Genomic DNA, 22,825 nt, shown 5'->3' with positions numbered 1-22,825 from the left:
TCAAAATACTACTAAATCTTTCGTTACAGAGAAATAAAATACAGTATAAAAAACCCATTTATTAAATATCCTTTTTTTGTATAATATGGGCATATAAGCAAGGGAGGGGGTGTTCATTATGGAATTGAGTTTAAAAAATAGATTTTTTGCAATTGTAGGCTTGAGTCTTATTTTCACTCTAACTCTAACAACTATGATTTTATTGACTCTTGAACCAGTTACACCTTTTGCAAATCTAGTAGCAAACTATCCTCAAATACCTGGCTGGGCTATAACTTCTGTTAGTGCAATTCTAAATGCAGCAGGTACAGTGGGTGCTGTTGCTGCTGTCTTAGGTACTTTTGGACTTGGTGCTATTGCTTCATTGGTCATTAGTTATGCTAGAAAATACGGAGTGAAATACGCTATTTCTTTCTAAAAAAGATTTAATAGAGAAGGTGTAACAGCCTTCTCTATACACCTTTAAAATGGAAGTGTTGTAAATGCATAAATATTTAACATATACAAAAATCTTGTTAATCAATGATTTAAGAAGACATCATCGGAAAGATGCTCTCATTTTTGTATTTTTTGCTTTTTTATACATAATAACACCACTATTACTAGGTATATTAACTCCTTTTTTCTTTAAGGATTTATCAATAATTTATTTATCGCTGTTTATATTTATGTTTACAGTTAATATTGATAAGAGTTTGATGAGAATACTTTTCTCCTCTGATAAAAAACAGATGGCTATTTTAAAAGTTCATCTAGATCAATATATTTTCGGCAAAGATATGAGTAAGTTTTTCAGCACTATTGTGGGTGTATTATTCTTCATTTTAGGGTCTTACTTAGCAAATTTAATTATAAATGGGTACGAGGGATCTTTTACAATAGCAGCTCTGGCCGCCACTTCTTTTATTTTTGGTTACTTACTTAGATTACACGTCTTGTTGCTACTTTCTAATCCAAAGTTTTTCTCAATTTCATCGAGCATTGGTTATATAACTACAGGCCTCATTGCTCTATGGGTATTCACTGTATTTAGATTCAATTTATTAACAAATTCTTTATCTAGTTATTCAATATATTTTATTTTAATCTTCACATTCATTAGTTTATTGTTATTGATGAATTGGAAGAAAAATGTTCGTAATGTACCAATTTTTAATTCCCAAAAAGAATTACAAGAAAAACGAAAAAGAACATCTAGAGAGTTTAATCATATCTTGTTTTATGAAATTACACTTCTCTTGAGAAATCCTCCTATTCAATGGTCAGTATTATTATTTATATTAACATTATCTGGGGGGTTATTTGGTCTCATTCTTTATGGTGTTAATACAAATCAACTTGAAACATTGAATATAGAAAATGATTTTTTATTTATTTTTAGTGTAATTTTTCCAATGATTATTATATCGAATGCCATACAACCATATGTCTCTTTTGATATTGATGGCCCCATTCTTCCTTTGAAACAGAATCTACCTAACTTAGTGAAAAATAAAATTAAAAATAAGATTATTTTATCTATTATATTACACTTGTTTTTTTGTATTTTATATATCATTTTTTCAAGTTTTGTATTAAAACTAGATCAGCCTTTTTACGTGATGATTACTTTAATAAACACTTGCATTCTCGTCAGTATTTGTACTGTCGGTTCTACTGTTGTATTTCCTTATTTTAATTGGGAATTTGTTTATCAAGTTCCAAGTTCTCTTAGTAAATTGACTTTAAATATTTGTTATGGTTTCATTCTAGCTTTATCAGTGATTTCCTCATACAGCACAGTATATCTCATTTTAACAAATTCTGTTATGGCTGCTTGTTCATTCATCATTTTATTTTTAATGATTAAATTTTGGGATAGAACAATCAATAAAAACTACAAATCATTTAAAACATTATTTGAGTGAGGGATTGTATGTTATCAATTCATGGTCTAATTAAAGAATACAAAGAGTCTAACTTTAAAGTTATGATCCCTGAGATGCATTTCCAAGAGGGTAGAATAATCGGACTATTAGGTAAAAATGGTGCTGGAAAAACGACTATTTTAGAAATGGTAGCTGGATTAATAAATCCTGATGAAGGTCAAATATTAATAAATCATAAAAAGCAAAATTTTTCTTCTGTCGGATATATGGAAGACGATCCAACTCTATTTGAAAACTTAACCTGTTTTGAACTTGTAAAATATCAATCTATGCTTGTAGAAGAACCTTTAGAAAATGGACAAATCAAGGATTTATTGAGCAAATATGGATTAGAAGAGCAAATTCACCGCCGTTCCTCTGCTCTTTCAAGAGGCATGAGACAAAGAATGTCTTTTATTTTAACAATATTACATCATCCAAACATTATTTTATTAGATGAGCCATTTACAGGTCTTGATCCTACAAACATGGCTGACATGAAAAAACATTTAAGAAATTTCAGAGATGCCAACAAAATCATTTTGCTCTCCACACATATCATTCAATTTGCTGCAGACTTATGTGATGAAATCCTTTTTATTGATAATGGTAGTATTATTCACTCAGAAAAAAAATCTTCAGGAGTGACTTTTCATGAAGATCAACTCGAAAAGAAATTTTTTGAAAAATTATCTTAAAAATTTTTCAGTTTTTATCATACTATTTTTAGGAGGTTTTAGTTTAAGTATTTTTGCTTCAACATTTATAGATAGTATAGATTTTAAAAACAACATTGAGATTCATAGCTATCTAGAAATTTTTTTAAATAACCTTTTTGTGTCACTCCTAATATTAATATCTGGAATAGTTAGTTTAGGTTTGTTATCTAGCATGATTATTTTTCTAAATGGTTTTTTCCTAGGTGCATTTTTTATATCGTATACCTATATATATGGAATTGATATAGCATTATACTATATTATTTTCCACGCTCCGATGGAGATTGTCGGTTTGTTCCTTTTTTATTTTGTCTCTTTTGATATATCAAGACAGATTATAGGATATATCATATCTAAAAACAAAATTTCATTTAAAACAAAAGGGAAAATCTATGCTAGTCAGCTTATAACCGGCGTTTTCTTATTATTTATTGCTTCGATGATTGAATTTTATTTTATAAAAATTTGATATTGTTAAAGGGTGCTATTATGAAAAAACACATTTTATTAGTATGTATGCTTTCTGGTATAATAGCTTTCATCCTTTCTATAATAAAAATGGATGAAATAAACAAAAACCTACTGGAACTACAACTTGATGGGAATCAAGATGTAATTGAAGTTAGTAAGTGGATAGGTATTTCACTTGCTGTGATTGGAGAAATATTCAAGCCAATGGTTGAGGTTTTATTTTTTTCATTAGTCATTTTTTTAAGTTTTATCATTTTCGGAATAAAAGATTCCTATAAAAATATTTTTAAAAAAGGGATATTAGCTTACTATTACATTTTGCTAGGCAACTTGATTGTTATTATTTTATACCTACTAAAAGTATCTAATGCTGAACGAACGATTACACTTCCATTTTTATGGAACATCAATATTTTCGTCATAGTATCATTTAGTGTGTGGTGCTATTCTTACGTAAAAAATCAAGAAAATAGAAGCTATAAATTTTTCATTCCTTTCGTTTTATTATTCTTATTTTCATTAGCCATATCAGCGTTTTCAAGTATGATTCCTCAGTAAAAAACGACCCTATTGATGGGTCGTTTTTTCTTAATTGTTGATCAATTGCTGCTTGGCTGTAAGCTCAATGACATGTCTCATCTCTTCTGCAAATTGCTCAAGGTGTGTGTTGATATACATGTGGCCTCCATCGAAATTAGTGCGCTCGATGGTTTTTGCCCATTTTAGCCAGCCGCTTGCATCCTGCATGCATTTCTCATCTTGCTTCCCATTGAATAAATAAACAGGTGTGTCGATGATCGATTGATCTGTGTGCTGGAAGGTTTCCAGTGCCCGGTAGTCTGCACGCAAGGACGGTGTAAAGTAATCCATCATTGGTTTGTTCTCTAGTAATTCCTTTGGAATCCCGCCCATTTCGGCAATATGCTGTACAAATGCTTCGTTGGATAAATGCGTCAGCATCTGCCGTTTTGTTTGCGGAGGCTGAATGGCTGAGATCACCACTGCTGCAGGATAAATTCCTTCCTTTTCTAGCAGCTGGGTTAGTCTGTATACCACAAGCCCACCCATTGAATGTCCGAACAGAATAAATGGGCGGTTCAATTTGTTCGTGAGTCCTTCTTTGTACAGCTCTGCCAGCCGGTCAATGCTTGATTCAAGCGGCATGAGATTGGTGCCGTGCCCTGGGGGCTCTGCTGCTGTGATTTCGGCCACGTCTTTTAGCTGTTCAAAGAGCGGACGGTATGAGGCAGAATATCCGCCGGCAAAAGGAAAACAAATAAGCTGAATGAGATCTGATTTTTTTTCAAAGGTTTTCAATAACTGATTCATACGTCTTTACCCCTTTATAATCGTTTGAAGAATCCGTGCAAGTTCATCTGCCTGCGGTCTTTTCATCATGGTGACATGGTCGCCTTTGATGTGGTAATACGAGCACGACTCTTTCGTATAAGCCTCCCAGTCTGCGAACTTCTTCTGGAAATCGCTTGCGTGATCACTGCTTTGGACAATATAAAATGGCACAGGGAATGGTTCTTTTTCTAATTCAATGGCTTGTGACATGATCGTATTATGCGTTTGCATTTGCAAATATTTATCTAAATATTGATCATTCATGAATTGATGAACAACTTCATCCTTTTCTGCCTCTTTGAGAATTTTCTGCTTTACTTCTTGGAAGGTCAATCCTTGTAAAGCTTCTGGCTGAATGCCGACCAGATTCCCCATTCCAAGGACAAGCGCGAGCATTTTCACTTCTTCTTCGTTCATATCGGCATGAAGTGCCTGATCTGCCTCATCTCTTAGCACTGGCACCGTATCTAAAATGATGAGCCCTTTCGGTGCTTTCCCTGCATGGCAGAGCCGCTGATTCATTCCGTAGGCAAGATGCCCGCCCATTGAATGGCCTGCGAGATAGTCAATGCCCGGACGGTAGAACGTCTCAATAGCTTCAATAAAAAGGGTTACAAGCTCCGTGTAATGGAGGAATTGCGGCTCTTCATCCTCATATAGGCCAGGAGACTGCAAGGCATACACAGCACCTTGATGTGTCATGAGCTTAGTAACATCAATATAGCCCATCACCGTTCCACCAGCAGGCGGCGCAAAGAATATTCTCGGTTCGGCTGGATCGCCTTTTTTCAGTTCGATCACGTAGTCCTTCGGAGACCTTTCGACGTTCTCAGCGGCTGCTGGCACTGCGTCCAAATGTGCGGCTAATTGCGCAGGCGCCGGGTGCATGAAAATCCATTTTGGATCAACACGAACACCTTTTTCTTTTAATTTGGCCACAGCCTGAATACTCATAATGGAATCGCCGCCCAGATCAAAGAAGGAATCATGCATACCCACTTGCTTCACACCAAGCACTTCCTTGAAAGCGGCGACAATCCGCTCCTCCGTTTCGGTGACAGGTTTGTCGTCATCATGGGAAAGGGTGATTGTTTCTGTTGGCTCTGGCAATGCTTTTTGATCAATCTTTCCGTTCGTTGTCACCGGCATTTCATCCAGTACGACAAAGTAACTTGGTATCATATAGCCTGGCAGGCTTTCCTGCAAAAAGGCTTTCCAGCCCGGAACAGGGTTTTCTCCGTTTGTTACAAGGTAGGCCGCCAGCCGTTTTGAGCTGCCATACGTTTTGGCGATGACTGTACATTCTTTGATTTGTGGATGCTTGAGCAGGGCTGTCTCAATTTCTCCGCATTCAATCCGGTAGCCTCTAATTTTCACCAGGTGATCTTTTCGGCCGAGATATTCAATGGTGCCATCTGACCGCCATGTACCAAGGTCGCCTGAACGATACAGCTTGTCTCCCTTTAGTTCAGGAAAAGGATTGTCAATAAACCGCTCCTTTGTCTGCTCTGGATCATGAAGGTAGCCTTTCGCAAGGCCGGTTCCGCCGATATAAATTTCTCCTTTGACGCCTGCTGGTACTGGATTGAGCGCTTCGTCTAGTATGACAACAGTTGAGTTCGACACCGGCACACCAATTGGAACTGATTTTGCGCCTGCTGGCACGTGTGTGACTTGATGTGTTGTGGCTAATGTCGTGTTTTCTGTTGGACCGTAAGCATTGACAAGCACACCTTCCATATGCGGCAGTGCCTTTCGTGCATGCTCACTAGACATGGCTTCCCCGCCAACGAGTAATGTGCGGTAGCCTGCCACACTTTTTGGATCGTGCTCCACCAGTCTATTAAATAAAGCGGTTGGCAGACAGTTGGCTGTCACTTGATACGTTTTGATGAATTGCGTTAATTCTTCCATATTCAGTGCTGCATATTTTGGGAGCAGAATCAGCTGACCGCCATTCAGCAGCATTCCCCATAATTCAAATGTAAAGGCATCAAAAGCATAGTTTGAGAGCTGTAGCATTTTGTCATCTGGACCGAGCTTGATATAGTTTGTTTCTCTCACTAAGCGGACAACTCCTGCATGAGGGAGCATCACGCCTTTTGGTGTACCTGTTGAGCCTGATGTGTAATTGACATAGGCGATCTGGTCTTCACCTATAATCGATGATTCTCTTTGATACACTGCATTTGTTTCTCGTATTGGCTTGTCCATGATAATCCTTGTACCTGTAAAGCCTACTAGACGATCTGCAAGATGAGACTGAGTGATAATCACATCGCTTTGCGTATCACGAACGATGAGACGGATGCGTGCATCAGGATATTCAGGTGACATCGGAACATATGCAGCACCAGATTTGATGATTCCTAGTACCGACACAATCATGTCAAAGGAGCGATCAAAAAGCATTGGTACAAGGGAGCCTGGTCCAATTCCTTTTGACTGCAAGTAAGCAGCAAGCTTTGTCGCCTTCTTATCCAAGGCTTCATACGTCATGTGTTCATCCATATAGGACAAGGCAATACGATAAGGATCACGCTTCACCTGTTCTTCAAACAATTCTTGAAGCGTCCGCTTTGGATATGGCGTATCTGTTTGATTTTTTCCTAGAATCATGGCCGCCTGTTCCACTTTGTCCATTAAGCAATAATCAGCAAATGTACGCTCAGGCTGTGCCGTCATGCCATCTAGCACATGGAGATAATAGTTCATATAACGATGAATGGTCTCTTGATCAAATAAATCCGTATTGTATTCCACATGAATCGACAGCTGCTCTTCCTGTTCAAATATATGAAGGGTGAGATCAAATTTAGATACTGTATGATGGACCATCACATGTTCACTTGTCAGCCCTTTAAGGTTTACATCGAGCGAATCGGTGACATACCCCATAGCCGCCTGAAAAATAGGTGACCGGCTTAAATCTCGATCTAACGAAAGGTCATCGACAAGCTTGTCAAATGGATAATGCTGATGCTCAAAGGCTTTTAACGTCATCTCTTTCACGTTTTCCAAGAGATCAGCGAACGTCTCTGCTGTTGAGACGTCCTGTCTCAGCGCAAGTGTATTCACAAACATCCCAACAAGCTTCTCTGATTGCTTGGCATCCCGGCCCGCGATAGGCGATCCAATGATGATATCCGTCTGTCCGGACAGCTTGTGAAGCAGGACGTAGTACGCGGACAGCATCGTCATGAACAAGGTCGTGCCCTGCTTTTTGGACAAAGCCTGCAAGCGGCGGATAAGCGGTTCATCCAGTACAATTTGCTCTGTAGCACCGTTAAATGTTTGAACCGGCGGACGAGGACGGTCAAACGGCAGCTCCAGCACTGGAAGTTCACCTTGTAACGTATTGAGCCAATAGGTTTGGTCTTCTTGATGATGCTTTAATTGTTCATTTTCCCAATGTACATAATCTGTCCATTCGATTTCTAAGGCTGGGAGCTGCGGCGTTTCATCTGCAAGCAGCGCTTCATATGCCACTTCTAATTCCTGAATGAGCAGGCTGAGTGACCATGCATCTGAAATGATGTGGTGCTGCGCGCAAAGGAGATAATACTCCTCCTTGCCCATATCTACTATCGTCCACTGCGCAAGAGGCCCTCTTTCTAAATCATAGACACGTTCTGCCTCTTGCTGAATGAGCTGCTTGAGTCTTCTCGCTCTTGTTTTTTCATTAAATAACGAGAAATTTGCCACTGTCACAGATGGCGGAAGGTCTTCACGAATGAGTTGAACCGGCTTGCCGCCAAGTGATTTAAATACTGCCCGAAGTGCTTCATGCCGTTTTGTTAAAAGACCAATCGCTTTTGTTAATGCTTGAATGTGTAATGGTCCTGTCAGCTTCCAAGCACCTAATATATTGTAATGATGGCTCTTTTCTAATGTGGATAAGAACCAAATACGCTTCTGGGCATGAGACAGTTCATAGCTTGTTTGCTTTTCAAGCTTTGGAATTTCAGCCTCCTGAACGGCTGGCGCCCCTTTGATGTCATCAACCATTTGCGCCAGATGTGCCAGATGTTTGCTTTCAAATAATATTTTTAAAGGCGCCTTCATTGAAAATTCATGATTGATCCGGGAAATGGTTTGAGTCGCTTTTAGTGAATGTCCGCCAAGGTCGAAGAATTGATCCTCTTTGTACACGCGATCTACATCTAAAATGTCCTGCCATATGGCGGCAAGAACCTGCTCTGTCTTCGTTTCTGGTAATTGCTTTTCAAGACTTTGTCCATTTTTGTGATGATTCAGTTTGAGGGCTTCATGATCAATAAAGCCATCTTGTTTTTTCGGTATTTCCTGTACTTGCTGAATGTCCCATTTGCCTGCTGCGGCGCTCGTGATCTCTTCAACATGCACTTCTTTGCCAGGCTGAACGGTGTAAAAAAGCTTTTTCTCAAAGACTGGTATTGGAGCTGGCTGAAGATACCCGGCGATGTCTGGGTTTGCTCCGTCCAGACCAATAAATAGATGCGCTTCATTGAGCCGGACACCTAAACATAATGAATGGAGACCTTGTTTCTTTCCAATCAATTGAAATCCCTTGCGAATGGTGAGAGCTGCTCCGGTATGCCCCTTAGACAAACCGAGATTATCCCACATACTGAAGTTCAAAGAGATTGCTCGTCTTCCTTCTTGAAAGGTGAGAGCGTGCGCGAGTCCATCTAAAAAGCTGTTGGCCGCAGAGTATGCCCCAAATGTTGTGCCGCCAAAAAAGCCATTGACCGATCCAAAAAAGACAAACGGTACTGTCGGATCATACTTAAAGGCTTCCTGCAGGACCCATGCCCCGTCTGCTTTCCCTGACATTTCTTTTGTGAAATCCTCTTCTGACGTATGAGCCAGTGTATACTTGTCCGCCTGCTGAAAATGCTCAGACACATTACCAGCACCGGCCAAATGCAGCACACCCCGGATCGATTGTCCAAAATGCTTTTCTGCTTCATAAATCGCTTGTTCAACGTCACATAAGTTGGTCACATCTGCTTGGATATAAATGACGTCACCAACTTCTTTTAGCTGTGAGAAGGCTTCTTTCTTTTCCAAGCTGTCTTCCAGAGATGTCCGTCCAATCAATACGAGCTTTAAGCCAAATTGGATCATCTGCTTAGACAGCTCAAACCCAATTCCGCCAAGTCCTCCAGTCAATAAATAAAGACCTTCATATTCTAAAAATCCTTCTGTTTGAGGCGCTTCAATCATATTGACTTTTTCCAGCTTTGGTACAAATCTGTCCCCATTTCGGTAAGAAACCTCTGCTTTAATATGAATCGCAGACAATTCTTCCGCAATATGCTTGGCATCCTGTTCTACATTCTCCGCTTCAATATCAAGATGAGACACCTCTGCTCCTTCCCATTCTTGCGGAATGGTTTTTAGCAGACCGACAAGCGTCGTTTTCTCCACATGAAGATCGTCTCCAGGCTTCACAAATTGACCGCCTTTTGTCACAACGACAAGACGGATGGGCTCTTTATTTGCTTGTCGCAATGCTTGATACAAGTACAAAATGGATTGACCCGTGCTGGCATGCAGCTCTTTGAACTGCGCAGGATCCACGATGTCTTCTTTGTCTGACACATTCCACAGATGGAGCATGCGCCCGGTCTTTAGTTCATCTGCTTCAAGTGCGGCAACGAGCCTGACGTAATCCCCCTTGATTCTCGGATTTATCTGGTACATCCCTTTGGACAGACGCAAAAATTCATGCCCTTTTCTCACAGAAATATATGGCTGTTTCTTTTGCTCAAATTGTGTGTAAAGCGATTGATACAGCCCTTTTTCATCCTCGAAAACGAGAACATGGTCAGCAAAAGGCTGAGTTGGACCGATATGCTCCTTAGCCCAAATGCGTTTGAAAAACCAGTCTGGGAGTGTTTGTTCATTTTCAGAAGCAAGATCCAGTGCCTGTTCAATGTCACGGAATGCTCCATCTTTTAGTGCTGCGCCTAACTGGGCACGCTGGATTTTCCCACTCTCCGTTTTTGGAAATTGGTCTTTTTTCACCGGAATGATGTGATCAGGCTCTATTCCGATTTTTCGAATGATGGCCTCTCTCATCTGTTGAATTATCGTGATTTGTTCCTCTATTGAATCCCTTTGTGAGACAAAAAAGACAGCAAGCGTGTCATTGCTTGATTCGGGATTATAAATGCCGTACGCAGCGGCAAAGGTGACTTCAACCCCGTCCACCTCTTCAACAACCGCTTCAATTTCGTAATTCAAATAGTTAGCGCCGTTGATAACAATGATGTCTTTTTCTCGACCTGTCAGAACGAGACGCCCTTCATGAATAAAACCTAAATCCCCTGTGTGAAACCAGCCGTTTTCCGCAAAAACTTCTTGGTTGGCTTCTTCATTTTGATAGTAGCCCATCATAATTGTTGGACTCTTCACTTGCAAGCGCCCAACCTGATCTTCTGGCAGCACCTCGTGATGCTCATCTACAATTCGAATCCATACAGAAGGAATCGGCGTGCCGACTTCTGTAAACGTCATTTTGTTCGGATGATCGTGCGTCACATATTCGATCTCACTTGTTAACGAGGTCTGATCAATCGTCAGCTGTCCATCCTGTTCACTGTTCCGCATAAATTTCTTTGACTGAACAATGGCTGAGGATGTTTCTGACATACCGTAAGCAGGTACCATCGCATGACGGCTTAATCCGTGCTGCCCCATGATATGCATGAAGCGCTGCGTGACTTTCGGAACAACCGCTTCGGCTGCATTCATGATATAAGTCAGAGTAGACAGGTCCCAGCACCCCTTACGAATGTCGTCCTCATATTCATTCATCATGGCAAAAGCAAAGTTTGGTGCCCATGTTCTTGTGACACCGTATGTTTCTACCCAATCCAGCCACACCATCGGCCGCTCGATAAATTGATCGATGGATGGACTAATCTGCTGGCAGCCAAGGTAGACGTCATGTACATGAAACATGACAATTCCACCAACATGATCAAGCGGCATCCAGTTAAGCGACACATCCTCATGTGTAAAGCCGTTTACCTGCTCAAAAGCAATAATTCTAGATAAAATGCTTTGATGATGATGACGGATACACTTTGGAACACCCGTACTTCCTGAAGACAGGAGCTGCAGCACAGGCTCATCCGGCTCCGGCTCATAATGCTGTTCATCTGGTTCATACGCCAGCAATGCTTCAATTGTTAAGATAGGCATGGCCTTTGCTTCAAATGTCTCGCGCAGCCCAGCAATGTCCTCAGCACTTGCTTCATTCGTAATAATGAAAGGTTCATTTTGCAGCTGAAACACGCCCTTCAGCTTATTCACACCTTGATTCATTTCATCATAAACAGGAGGCACAGAGACCGGGGTCGGAATGATCCCTCCGAGAATACAGCCCCAGAATACCGTGATAAAATCTTGATGATCTTTCAATTGAAGTAACACTTGATCACCGTTTGTCAGTCCTGCTGCCCTTAAACCGCACAGAACCCGTTCAGCGCTTGTTAGTAATTCAGGATAGGTTTGGGTCAACGTACGCCCGTCTTCTTTCATATAGGTCACCCCGCGGTCTGGTGACATAAAGGCTGATCGAATCAGCACCTCTGTCAGTGTGACAGGTGTGCCTGGTTTTTTGATCACATCTCCGCCATACACAAGTGCGGGCGGCTTCTCATGGACAGATGATGGTTTTGTTTCGCTCGCTTCACTTTTCGAAAGCGGTACATTCCCTTGGGTACGCTGTCGATCAGGAAACAGATCATCTAAGTGATAGGGCGTTCGTTTTTCTGGCTGACTTTCAATGAAAGCAGCCGCTTCCTCTACACCATCTATAGCTTTGGTGCGCTCTTCTATCTTTCTTAATTCCTCTTGATCTATGATTTCAATTGAAAGCAGTGCCTCTTTGTCGACTGCTCCACTTTCTGTCTTTGGCAAAGAAGGTAATAAGACGAGAGCGGCTGGCACTTCATGAGGATGAAGCGGACCTTTCATCAGATCCTCTCTTGTCAGCAAAGGGTCCTTCGCCTGTGCAAATAGCACAAGCGATAGACTGCCTTCTTGATTTTTCTTCGGAATGATTGCACATTCCTTAAGCGGAAAATGAAGCATCATGACTTGCTCTAATGCTTTGAGATCCATTCGTTTTCCGTTGATTCTGACGATATGATTTGCTGCATGTCCTTTTCGTCTACTCACTAACATCGTTTCTTCTCCTCCTACATCCAATCCAAAATCTGAATCTTGTTTTCTTCAGTCCAAACGCCGACATCCCCTGTCGGATAGAGGTATTCGCCAGTTTGATGTTTGAATGGGTGCGGAATTTTATGCGTCTCCATCCAATCGGCAAGCTCCCCGCAAAGTGCTTTGATGTCCTTTGCGCCGATAAAAATATCTCCAGGAAATCCTACCGGCATGAGCTGATGCGCTTCGCTCAGGACATATATTTCCGTTTCACAGGAAGGATCATGCACACCTGAATAGACCTCTTCTTGATCTGGGTACAGCACGCTGACTTGTGCATTTTTCGCCCAATCGGTGATCATCCGCTCTTTTTCTTCATTCGTGACGATCGTGAAGGAAGAGAGGGGTGTCTCCATTTGTTCTGTCATGGCTTCAAGTGTGTGGATCAGCTGCTGCATCAGCGATTGTATTTGCTTTTCTGTATATTGATTGAAGCGGTATGTGACCCGCAGCTCCAGCGTCTCTCCCGGAACTGCCACAAGGGTCAGGTCATAGTTCGTTTCTTCATGACTCGCAATGTCTAAAATGCGTACTCCGTATGGCTCGATAGATTCAATCGGATAGTTTTCAAACACGACAATACTGTTAAACAATGAATCTCCATTCGGGATGTGGGTCAGCTGCTGAATATTCGGCAGTACGGTATATTCGAATTCCCGCATCTGAAAAACTGTTTCCTGCGTATGTGCCAGCAGCTTGGAAATGCTCCACTCTGGCGTGATCGGCAAACGGAGCGGCAATGTGTTTATAAAGAGCCCTGTCATGCTTTCAACCTGTGGTAAATCCGCCGGCCGTCCTGATACTGTCACTCCGAACACGACATCCTCAGATCCTGAATGAAGATGCAAAAGCAGCCCCCATGCTGTCTGAATCAGGGTGCTCATTGTCACCTTCTGCGTGCCTGTCATCTCTTCGAGTTTCTGCTGCATCTCGGGCGTTAGTTTGATACTTAGCTGATCAACACCTGCTTCTTGATCCGAAGCATGCCCGCCGTCTCCTGGAAGCGGTGTAGCCTCCTCTACTCCTGACATATAACCTTTCCAGAACTCTAGCGCCTTCTCTTGATCCTGCTTTTGCAGCCACTCGATAAAATCTTTATATGGACGTACAGCAGGAAGATCCACCTCCCGTTCATCCACAAGAGAGCGATACAAAGAAAAGGATTCTTCAATAAAACTGAACAAGCTCCAGCCATCAATTAAAATATGATGAAAGCTAAAAACAAACGTGCATGTGTTTTCATCACGATGGAATAAAGCAATACGAATCAGCGGTTCATCCGTATTTTCTAGTTTGAAATCCTTTGACCGATCTGTTTGCAAATATTGCTGAATGGCTTCCTTCTGATCCGTTTCACTCAGGTGGCGCACATCGTGCTGAGTGAGCTGAATACTTCCTTCTAATTGAATCAACTGAACAGGCTCCTTTAGCCCTTCCCAAGCAAATGTTGTCCGCAAAATCGAATGACGCTCTACTAGCAGATTCCATGCCTTTTCATAGGCTGCGCCGTCCGTTAAGCCTTCGAGTGTCATATGCACTTGACCAAAATACGCCTGTGACGCTTGATCTAATAATGCATGAAACAGCATCCCTTGCTGCATTGGAGATAGTGGATACACATCCACTACACCATCTGGAAGCTCATCGATTTGCTTTTGCGTCAGCTGAACCATTGGAAAATCAGATGGCGTAAAGCCGCCTTTTGTCTCTACACAATGCGTCAGAATATCCTTCATTTTTTCTTTGAACCGTTCAGGTAACAGGCGCACCTCTTCATACTGAAGCAGTTCACGATGGATCATAAAATTCATCTGAAGCTGACCGTTCACAACATATCCGTACACATCGATCAAATGCTGTCTTTCTGCTTTTGGATCATGTACAAGTCCATTTCGTTCATCTGCTAAATAAAGATGTGCTTCACCGTATATTTGATCTAACTGTCCAAGATAATTAAAGCTCATCTGCGGCGCTGCCTTTTTGAGTAAACGAGATGCTGTCATGTATTGAAGCAAGCCATAGCCGATTCCCTTTTGCGGCACAGCTCTTAAGGTTTCTTTAACATCTTTGATTTGTCTCTCAATATCGGTTTGAATAAAAGGAATAAAAATAGGATAAGAGCTTGTAAACCATCCGACTGTTCGTGACAAATCCATCTGTTCAAATAAATCCTCGCGTCCGTGCCCTTCTAACGTGATGAGCAGCGGCTTTCCAACGGCTTGCGTGAGTCCGGATAAGAGTAAATCGTTTACCTCTGTTCGGTACGCTTGTGATGCCTGCCTTAGTAAAATATCTGTTTGATCCTTCGTCAATTGAATAGACAAAATCTCTGCATGTTCTTCTATATTGAAAAGTGCAGGTGTTTGAAAAGGAGAACCCTCTTCCTCTTGGCTCGTGAACTTTTGCCAAAAAGGAACCTGCTCTTGTAATTGATCGGTTTGTGCGTATTCATAAAGAGCATCTGCCCACTGCTGATAGGACGCAGTTTTCTTTGCAAGCGCGATTTCCTGCCCTGCCGCAAGCTGCTTCAGTCCATTTAATAGGTCTTCCTGTATGATGCGCCATGAGATTCCATCCATCACAAGATGATGGGCAGCGATAAAGAGTTCAGACGTACCATCACTTGTGTGAAAAAGAATGGCTTTGATTACTTCTCCCCGCTCTAATGACAACGTTTCTTGACAAGCGGCGGTCTCCATGCGGATTTGTTCCAGCGCTTCCTCATGAGAAACACTCGTCAAATCAAAAAAGGTGACACAAGGGGTGATGCCAGGCGCACGAATGGTTTGAATCCATGATCCATCTGCTGTTTTTGTATACATCGCTCTCAGCATATCGTGATGATCGACAATTTTTGAGAGAACCTGTGTCAGCTGCTTTAGCTGTATAGATTGCTTGAATTCCATATGCGCTGATAAATTCCAATAGTCTTGGTTTGTCATTGATTGCTCAAAGAACCATGATTGGATTGGAAGCAGACGAACATCTCCTGTGACAGGCGACTGATCATAGAACGCAGCAGCATCTGACCTTTTCATAGCAAGTGCCAGCTGTGAAATCGTCTGTTTTTCAAATACATCTCTCGGCTGAATGACATAGCCTTCCTGTGCTAAGCGCGCCACCATTTGTATGACAATAATCGAATCTCCGCCAAGCTCAAAGTAGTTATCATGTACGCCAATCGAAGGCGTACCGAGCAGCTGAGTCCACACTTTTTCCAGTACGCGTTCTTCCTCACTGAGTGCGCTGTCAGCCGGTTTCTCCACTTTTTCCTGTTTCCACTCTGGCGGCGGGAGACGTTTTTGGTCTACCTTGCCATTTGCCGTGAGCGGGAGTTCCTCCAGCTCTATTAATAGGCTTGGCACCATATAATCTGGCAGTATTTCTTTTAATTGATAACGAATGTCTTGCGTGGTCATGCTGCCCTTTTGGACAAAATAACCGATCAATCGCTTGTGACCACTCTCATGCTGATGTGGAATGACCGCACATTCTATGATGTCTTCAAAGCGCAGCATGGCGGCTTCAATTTCTCCGCATTCGACGCGGTGTCCGCGAATTTTTACTTGATGATCGATTCTTCCAAGGCAGTCGATGATGCCGTTTGGCAGCCAGCGGCCCATATCGCCTGTTTTATATAAACGCGCTCCTTCTTGGAAAGGATGCGGGATAAATGATTGCGATGTTTTTTCTTCATCTCCAAGGTATCCGAGTGCAAGCCCTGTACCGCCTACGTAGATCTCTCCAATGACACCTTGCGGAACCGGCTGCAGCTGGTCGTCTAGTACATAGGCCTGTGAATACGCAATTGGCTGACCGATAGGAACCGAAGTCTGCCCCTCATCCACTGCCCGAATGTGATGCACACAGGAGAACGTCGTATTCTCAGTTGGTCCATAGCCGTTTAATAGGCCTTCAGGCAGATACGGCAGCGCTTTACGGATATGAGCAGCTGACAAAGCATCACCACCGACCAATAATGCATCGAATCCAGATAAAGCTTCTGGATGTTCCTCTGTTAATCGGTTAAACAGCGGCACTGTCAGAAATCCTGTTGTGATCTTGTAAGATGTCAGCGTATCAGCCAGTGTATCCATTGATAAGATCGTATTTCGATCGGTCAGTATCAGCCTTCCGCCGTTGAGCAGGGCTCCCCATATTTCATACGTAAAGGCATCAAAGGAGAAGCTCGCGATTTGCAAAATACGCGTTTGTTCATCAAGGGTGACATAATCTGTTTCACATACAAGCCGGATGACCGCTTGATGCGGAATTAAAACCCCTTTTGGCTGACCGGTTGATCCTGATGTGTAATTGATATAAGCGAGTCCATCAGGTTTTAAAGCAGCAGACTTGAGTTCTGCCTCTGATAAAAACTCTTCATACCCCTGATCAAGACAAATGAGCTCGGTTTGACTGATCGAGACTTGTTTCAGCCATTCATTTTTTGTCAGTAACAGCTGAATACCTGTATCCCTCAGCATATAATCAATGCGTGCATCTGGATATTCAGGATCAATTGGGACGTAGGCCCCGCCTGATTTCACAATCGCCAGCACCCCAAAAATCATTTCAGGCGACCTGTCAATTAGAAGCCCTACTGGTTCATGCGGCTTCACTCCTCGCTGCTGCAGATAAGCAGCAAGCCGATCGACTTTCTCTTGTAACTCCTGATACGTCCACTGTTTTTCCCCAGATTCGAGGGCGATCGCATGAGGTGTCTTTTTCACCTGCGCTTCAAACCGTTCTGTGATGAGAAGCGGGCCTGCTGGTTGTTCTGTGCTGCCGCTCCATTCATAGAGCAGCTGATCCCTCTCTTTCTCTGGCAGGTAATCCATTTGTCTGATTGGCTGTGCTGGATTTTCACAAATACACGCAAGCAGCTGCTCGTAGTAACGAAGGAACCGTTCCATCGTGTCGTCAGAAAATAAGTCTGCATCATACTCCAGTTTTAATTGAAGACCCTCCGCTCCTTCAAAAACAAACAGGGATAGATCGAATTTGGCCGTATCATTATCTTCAATGGCTAAAACGGATGTCGCCTCACCCATCGGAGAAGCTTCAAGGGGCAGGTTTTGCAGAACAAACATGACCTGAAACAGCGGCTGCCTGCCAGCCTCACGTACAATATTCAGCTCATCTACCACCATCTCAAACGGCACATCCTGATGCGCATAGGCGCCCATTGTTGTTTCCTTCACTCGCTCTAATAGCTCTGTGAAAGCCGGATTGCCGCTATGATCAATCCGAAGTGCCAGTGTATTCACGAAAAATCCGATGAGCTGCTCCATCTCCGTCCGATTTCTCCCGGCAATGACGGATCCAATGACAAACTCATCCTGTGAAGACAATCGATGCAGCAAGGTAGAGAAAGCCGAAAGTAATGTCATATAAAGGGTGCTGTCTGTTTTCTGAGAAAGAGCAGCCAGCTGGTCAGACAGCGGCTTCGACAAGCGGTATTTTTTCGTTTTTCCCCTATAGGATTGAACGGCCGGACGCGTGTAGTCATACGGCAGCATCAACTCTTCCACAGGTACCGCAAATTGCTCCTTCCAATAGGAAAGCTGCTTCTGAAGCGTTTCTCCCGTCAAATACTCCTTCTGCCAAAGTGCGTAATCTGCATATTGAATCGGCAACGGTGAGAGATCAGGCTCCCTCCCTTCGATCATCGCTGTATACCACTCGGACAGCTCCTTTGCGGCAATGCCAATCGACCAGCCATCTGACACGATGTGGTGAATGGACATCAGCAGCAAATGATCTGTGTCTGACAGCCGAATTAGTTTCGCGCGAAAAAGTGCATCATGCTCTAAGCGGAAAGGTGTGCCCGCTTCTTTTTTCGCCCACTCAGCCGCTTTTTGTTCTTTTTCTTCCTGTGATGAAAGATCTGATATATCGACAACCTCAAGCGCTGGAAGAGTCATATGCTCATGTATGATCTGTACCGGTTCATCGCCGTTCATTGCAAAGGATGTTCTGAGTGATTCATGCCTTTGCACCATTTGCTGCAGGCTGCGCTGAAGCACCTTTACATCTAAAGGTCCATTCATCCGAAAGGAAATCGTATTATTGTATAATGGCAGATCAGGCTGTAATTGATAGAGAAACCACTGTCTTTGCTGAGCATAGGACATCGGAAGCTCCTGACCCTTTTCTATTTTCCGTATCGGAACCGCTTCATCGGCTTTGGCATGTGAATCAATCCAGTCGGCTAACTCTCCAAGTCTCGTATGCTCAAAAAGAACAGCGAGCGGCACGTCAAATCCCGTTTTTTGTCTAACAGCAGACAGCATTTGCGTTGCCTTGAGCGAATGACCTCCGAGTAAAAAGAAATGATCACCACAGCTGATGTTTGAGACATTAAGCAGTTCGGACCAAATATGTGCCAAAAATTTCTCCGTCTTAGTTTGAGGTGCTCTGTCCTCTGAACCCTGTCCACTTTCTTCTATTAATTCATTGAAATGCACTTCGTCCGGCATCCCATCCTCTGTTTCTTTCCAGTATTCTTCAGGATATAGATGGACGGAATATTCACCAGAGAGACGAGACTGTATACACGTATAAATGGATTGATACAGCCTTTCTTCAAAAGCCTTTGTTTGATCGGTTTTGAAAAAGACATATACGGCCTGCTCTGTTTGTATTTCCCCTTGTATCATCTCTTGAATTTCCTGCTTCGACCGATCCAGCCCGATATAAATGAGAGGAGCATCTGTCATCAAGCATGCCAGCATTGTTTGAATGCCCGCCCGTTTTGGAATCGGGAAATAACCTCTTTCTTTTAGCATGCCTTTGATCATTGAGCCTTCACTCATTCCGGTCTCATCCCACATGCTAAAGCTAAAGCAATATGGCTTTACAGTAGATGTCAGCCTCTGATAATGAGCAAATTGTTCAACGAACTCATTGGCCGCGCAATAAGCGCCAACGGTCATCCCGCCCTTTAACGTTCGAGCTGACGAGCTGGAAAGGAATAAGACATTGTGCCGTTTAGAGGCTGCTTCATGAAGCGAAATCGTGCCATATACCTTCGCTTCGTACATCGCATGTAATGAAACAGACGTCATGTCACGAAGCAGCTCTTCTTGAATGATGCCAGCGAAATGAATAACGCCATGCAGCCTTTTGCCTAAAGCCGTCTCCTGTTTTGAAATCAGGGTTTCAATGGCTTTTGCGTCAGTAATGTCTACTTTTTCATAAAGAACTGTGCCGCCGCGCTTTTCCGTTAGATTCTCAAGTGAAATCAATACGTCATGCTGCTCCGCAGATAAAGCCTCTCGCGCCTTTCTTCCAACCAGCACAAGATGCGCTTGATAGGATGTCAGCAGGTGCTCACTCAGCATTCGTCCAATGCCGCCAAGCCCGCCTGTCATCACATAAAGCCCGGAAGATTCAAATGGCGGTTTCTTCACCCTTTGTTCTTTTTCTAGATGAAGCGGTGTTAAAAGAGGAGTATAACGAACACCTTCGCGATAAGCAGCGATATGATGGCTTGTGTCATGTGTAAGCTCTGTCATGATCGATGATGCATGAGAACGGCCAGCATCGGGTTCTGTCAGAGAAAAATCAAGACACCGCACCTTGATAAATGGCCATTCATGCTGAACAGCTGTCATCAGTCCTGCTGTCGTTGCTTTCTCCACATCATGTGTTTGATCTTCCGGCAAGTTCATCGCATGAGCAGAGACAAGGGTGATCTCTACCGGCTCCTCATAGGCAGCGATCGCTTTTGTTACATATAAGGCACTCATGCTGCCAGTTTTCTGTGCTTCTTTTGCCAACGCTGCATGAAGTGTGTCTTCTTGAGTTGTGTAGTTCCAAAGGTGAATGATTTGTTTCACCGAAACGCCATACGAACGGAGTGTCTCAAAGAGTTGTTCGTAGTCAGACGGCCGATTCGGGTGGATGATGAAGTGTGTATGTGTGAGTTGTGTGAATGCTTGACCCGGTTCAACCGTAATATACGTTTGTTCATTGCTTGAAAGGGATTTTAATTGATCTGCCAGCCCTAATGTGTCTGCAAAGATCACCATGTTCCCTGCTGTTTGTTTTTCAGCTTCATGAAGCGGAGCAGGTGTCCACTCCTTTTGTAAACTCCAATCAGGCAAGGTGTGTTCATTTTCAAGTCTAATGTCCAGCTCCTTGATGATTTCATCAAATTCGCCTTCCTGCCATCGCTTCTTGAGCTGTGCCCTTTCTATTTTTCCAGAGCTTGTTTTCGGAAAGGCATGCTTCTGGACAGGAATCACACGCGATGCAGACAGCCCCATTTTTGTCGCAATATGGGATTTAATATCCTGACTTGCCCTCATGATATAAGAAGGTTCATACAGCTTCGGTGTAAAAAAGAGAATCAGCTCGTCGGATGCAGATGCTTCCATCCGGGCGGAACAGGCCGCTACAAAGCTCGTTTCGACGCCGGGTACTTCCTCTGCAATGACTTCTATTTCATAGTTGTGATAATTTTTCCCGTTGATGATGATCATGTCTTTTTCTCTTCCGGTTAATGTCAGCCTTCCTTCGTGCAGAAAACCTAAATCCCCCGTGTGAAACCAGCCGTCTGTTTGAAAGACTTCTTGATTCGCTTCGTCATTCTTGTAATAGCCCTTCATTGTCGTCGGCCCTTTAATTTGCACACTGCCAATATGATCTTCGGGAAGAAGCTCATGCTGATGATTCACGATACGAATCGTGATACCCGGAATCGGTCTTCCCAGCTCTGTAAAGCTGACGGTTCCTGTCTCACGTGCCTCCGCTGGTCTTAGCTGCTCTGTGAGTGATGTTTCCTCAAAGGTTAGAACCCCGCTGCTTTCATCTCCCCGCTCTATCGCAAAAGAGAAGACAACGGCTGAAGAGATTTCAGACATGCCGAATGCCGGTCTAATGACGTCTCCCTTTAAGCCGTGCGGAGCCAGCAAGTGTAAAAATCGGTGAATCGTCTTCGGTACGACCGCTTCTGCCCCATTGATCATACAAGTCATAGCAGAAAGATCCCAAGATCCTGACGAAATGTCTTTCTCATAATCATTGATCATCGCAAATGCGAAGTTAGGCGCCCATGTTTTCGTTGCACGGTAGCGGTCCATCCAGTCAAGCCAGCGCAGCGGCTGAGCGATAAAATCATCTGTTCTTGCCCGAACCTGCTCACAGCCCGTGTACACATTGACTAGGTGAAACATCACAATACCGCCAATATGATCTAAAGGCATCCAGTCTAACGACACATCCTCTTGTGTAAACCCATTGGCTGCCACTGTTCCTTTGACATTCGCCAGCACGCTTCGATGAGAATGTTCTACGCATTTGGGCATCCCTGTACTTCCAGACGTTAAGATAAAAAAGACTGAATCATCCGGTGACGCGGGATAAGTTTCTATATCTCTTTCTAAAGAAAGCATCGGCTCAACGGCTGCAACACGTAACTTGTCTGTATGCCACAATAAAGCTAAGCCTTGCACCTCATCAATCAGCGAGTCATCTGTTAAAATGAGCGGATGCTCCAGCAGGTGCCACGCATGATGAAGTTTCTTCACGGAGGCATTCATTTCCCGATAGGTCGGTGCAGCGGACACTAGTGTTGGAACAAATCCGCCTAACACACACGCCCAAAAGGCTGTTACCATCGCATGATTGGATGAAAACTGAAAGAACACAGGATCACCCGGTTCAAGTCCTAATGCCCTCAAACCTGTCAGAACCCGCTCAGCGTCCTCCTTTAACTGCGCGTAGGATTGCGTGAGTTCATTCTTACTATTGACGATATAAGTCAGACCATTTGTCGTTTTTGCCGCCTCTGTTAAGGCGTCCTGTAAGGTTTGGGCTCCTGCGTTAACATCTAGATCCCCTCCATAGGAAAGGGCGGGCGGCATGTCCGCTAAAGCAGGGGAAGCCGTTTGCGTCTGTATCGATTCAGCTGCGGCCTCCTGCTCCATGTGATTGTCGAGAAATAAATGAGAGAGGTGATATGGCCGCGGTCGAATGGTTTTTTCACGAGAAAAAACAGCGAAGCGTTCGATTTCGTTGGTTTGTAAAATGGTTCTCTGTACATCTTGTAAAATCGTATCCATTGTTTCATGTACATTTGGTTCGTTCATAATTGATGGTTTCATATGAGTTCCTTTCCTTTTTTGACAGGCAGGGCTGCCAATATGCACCCCT

8 protein-coding genes are annotated in these 22,825 nt (G+C 43.2%); 5 read left to right on the top strand and 3 right to left on the bottom strand.

What is annotated here, in order from left to right:
- Nucleotides 1-118: 118 nt before the first annotated feature.
- The 5 genes from NST65_RS01995 to NST65_RS01975 all read left to right on the top strand — a co-directional run bounded on the left by NST65_RS01995 (nt 119) and on the right by NST65_RS01975 (nt 3,655).
- Nucleotides 119-418, top strand: a complete 300-nt coding sequence (locus NST65_RS01995; protein WP_024427284.1) for a hypothetical protein — start codon at nt 119-121, stop codon at nt 416-418.
- 64 nt (nt 419-482) lie between these two features.
- Nucleotides 483-1,907 carry a hypothetical protein gene (locus NST65_RS01990; protein WP_111927540.1) on the top strand — a complete coding sequence of 475 codons (1,425 nt, stop codon included), beginning with the start codon at nt 483-485 and terminating at the stop codon, nt 1,905-1,907.
- Nucleotides 1,908-1,915: 8 nt separating this feature from the next.
- Nucleotides 1,916-2,605 (top strand): ABC transporter ATP-binding protein, encoded by a 690-nt coding sequence (locus NST65_RS01985; protein ID WP_065215327.1) that lies wholly within the window; start codon nt 1,916-1,918, stop codon nt 2,603-2,605.
- Entirely contained in the window at nt 2,562-3,095 is a 534-nt protein-coding gene (locus tag NST65_RS01980; protein ID WP_061110382.1) for a stage II sporulation protein M, read from the top strand. The genes NST65_RS01985 and NST65_RS01980 overlap by 44 nt, the downstream gene beginning before the upstream one ends.
- A gap of 20 nt (nt 3,096-3,115) precedes the next feature.
- Entirely contained in the window at nt 3,116-3,655 is a 540-nt protein-coding gene (locus NST65_RS01975; protein WP_041116633.1) for a hypothetical protein, read from the top strand.
- Between the two features lie 30 nt (nt 3,656-3,685).
- On the opposite strand, the gene NST65_RS01970 is transcribed toward NST65_RS01975, so the two are convergent.
- From NST65_RS01970 to NST65_RS01960, 3 genes are read right to left on the bottom strand one after another with little or no spacing between them, the layout of a single operon-like run.
- On the bottom strand, nt 3,686-4,426 hold the full coding sequence (locus tag NST65_RS01970) for an alpha/beta fold hydrolase (RefSeq protein ID WP_065215329.1): 741 nt from the start codon (nt 4,424-4,426) through the stop codon (nt 3,686-3,688).
- A 6-nt stretch (nt 4,427-4,432) separates the two neighbouring features.
- The gene (locus NST65_RS01965) at nt 4,433-12,628 is read right to left on the bottom strand and encodes a non-ribosomal peptide synthetase (RefSeq protein WP_111927541.1); all 8,196 of its coding nucleotides are present in this window, start codon (nt 12,626-12,628) and stop codon (nt 4,433-4,435) included.
- 14 nt (nt 12,629-12,642) lie between these two features.
- Entirely contained in the window at nt 12,643-22,776 is a 10,134-nt protein-coding gene (locus tag NST65_RS01960; RefSeq protein WP_342489268.1) for an amino acid adenylation domain-containing protein, read from the bottom strand.
- Nucleotides 22,777-22,825 lie beyond the last annotated feature (49 nt).

This window comes from Bacillus sp. FSL P4-0248 (assembly GCF_038593305.1).
Taxonomy (GTDB): Bacteria; Bacillota; Bacilli; order Bacillales; family Bacillaceae; genus Bacillus; species Bacillus safensis.
The sequence above is the reverse complement of the archived record's forward strand: the minus strand, read 5'-3'. Positions and strand labels throughout refer to the sequence as shown.

What these genes read in the sequence shown, in the direction of transcription:
- NST65_RS01995 (WP_024427284.1), top strand. Translation starts at nt 119, where the DNA reads ATGGAATTGAGTTTAAAAAATAGATTTTTTGCAATTGTAGGCTTGAGT.
- NST65_RS01990 (WP_111927540.1), top strand. Translation starts at nt 483, where the DNA reads ATGCATAAATATTTAACATATACAAAAATCTTGTTAATCAATGATTTA.
- NST65_RS01960 (WP_342489268.1), bottom strand. Translation starts at nt 22,776, where the DNA reads ATGAAACCATCAATTATGAACGAACCAAATGTACATGAAACAATGGAT.
- NST65_RS01985 (WP_065215327.1), top strand. Translation starts at nt 1,916, where the DNA reads ATGTTATCAATTCATGGTCTAATTAAAGAATACAAAGAGTCTAACTTT.
- NST65_RS01970 (WP_065215329.1), bottom strand. Translation starts at nt 4,426, where the DNA reads ATGAATCAGTTATTGAAAACCTTTGAAAAAAAATCAGATCTCATTCAG.
- NST65_RS01975 (WP_041116633.1), top strand. Translation starts at nt 3,116, where the DNA reads ATGAAAAAACACATTTTATTAGTATGTATGCTTTCTGGTATAATAGCT.
- NST65_RS01980 (WP_061110382.1), top strand. Translation starts at nt 2,562, where the DNA reads ATGAAGATCAACTCGAAAAGAAATTTTTTGAAAAATTATCTTAAAAAT.
- NST65_RS01965 (WP_111927541.1), bottom strand. Translation starts at nt 12,628, where the DNA reads ATGTTAGTGAGTAGACGAAAAGGACATGCAGCAAATCATATCGTCAGA.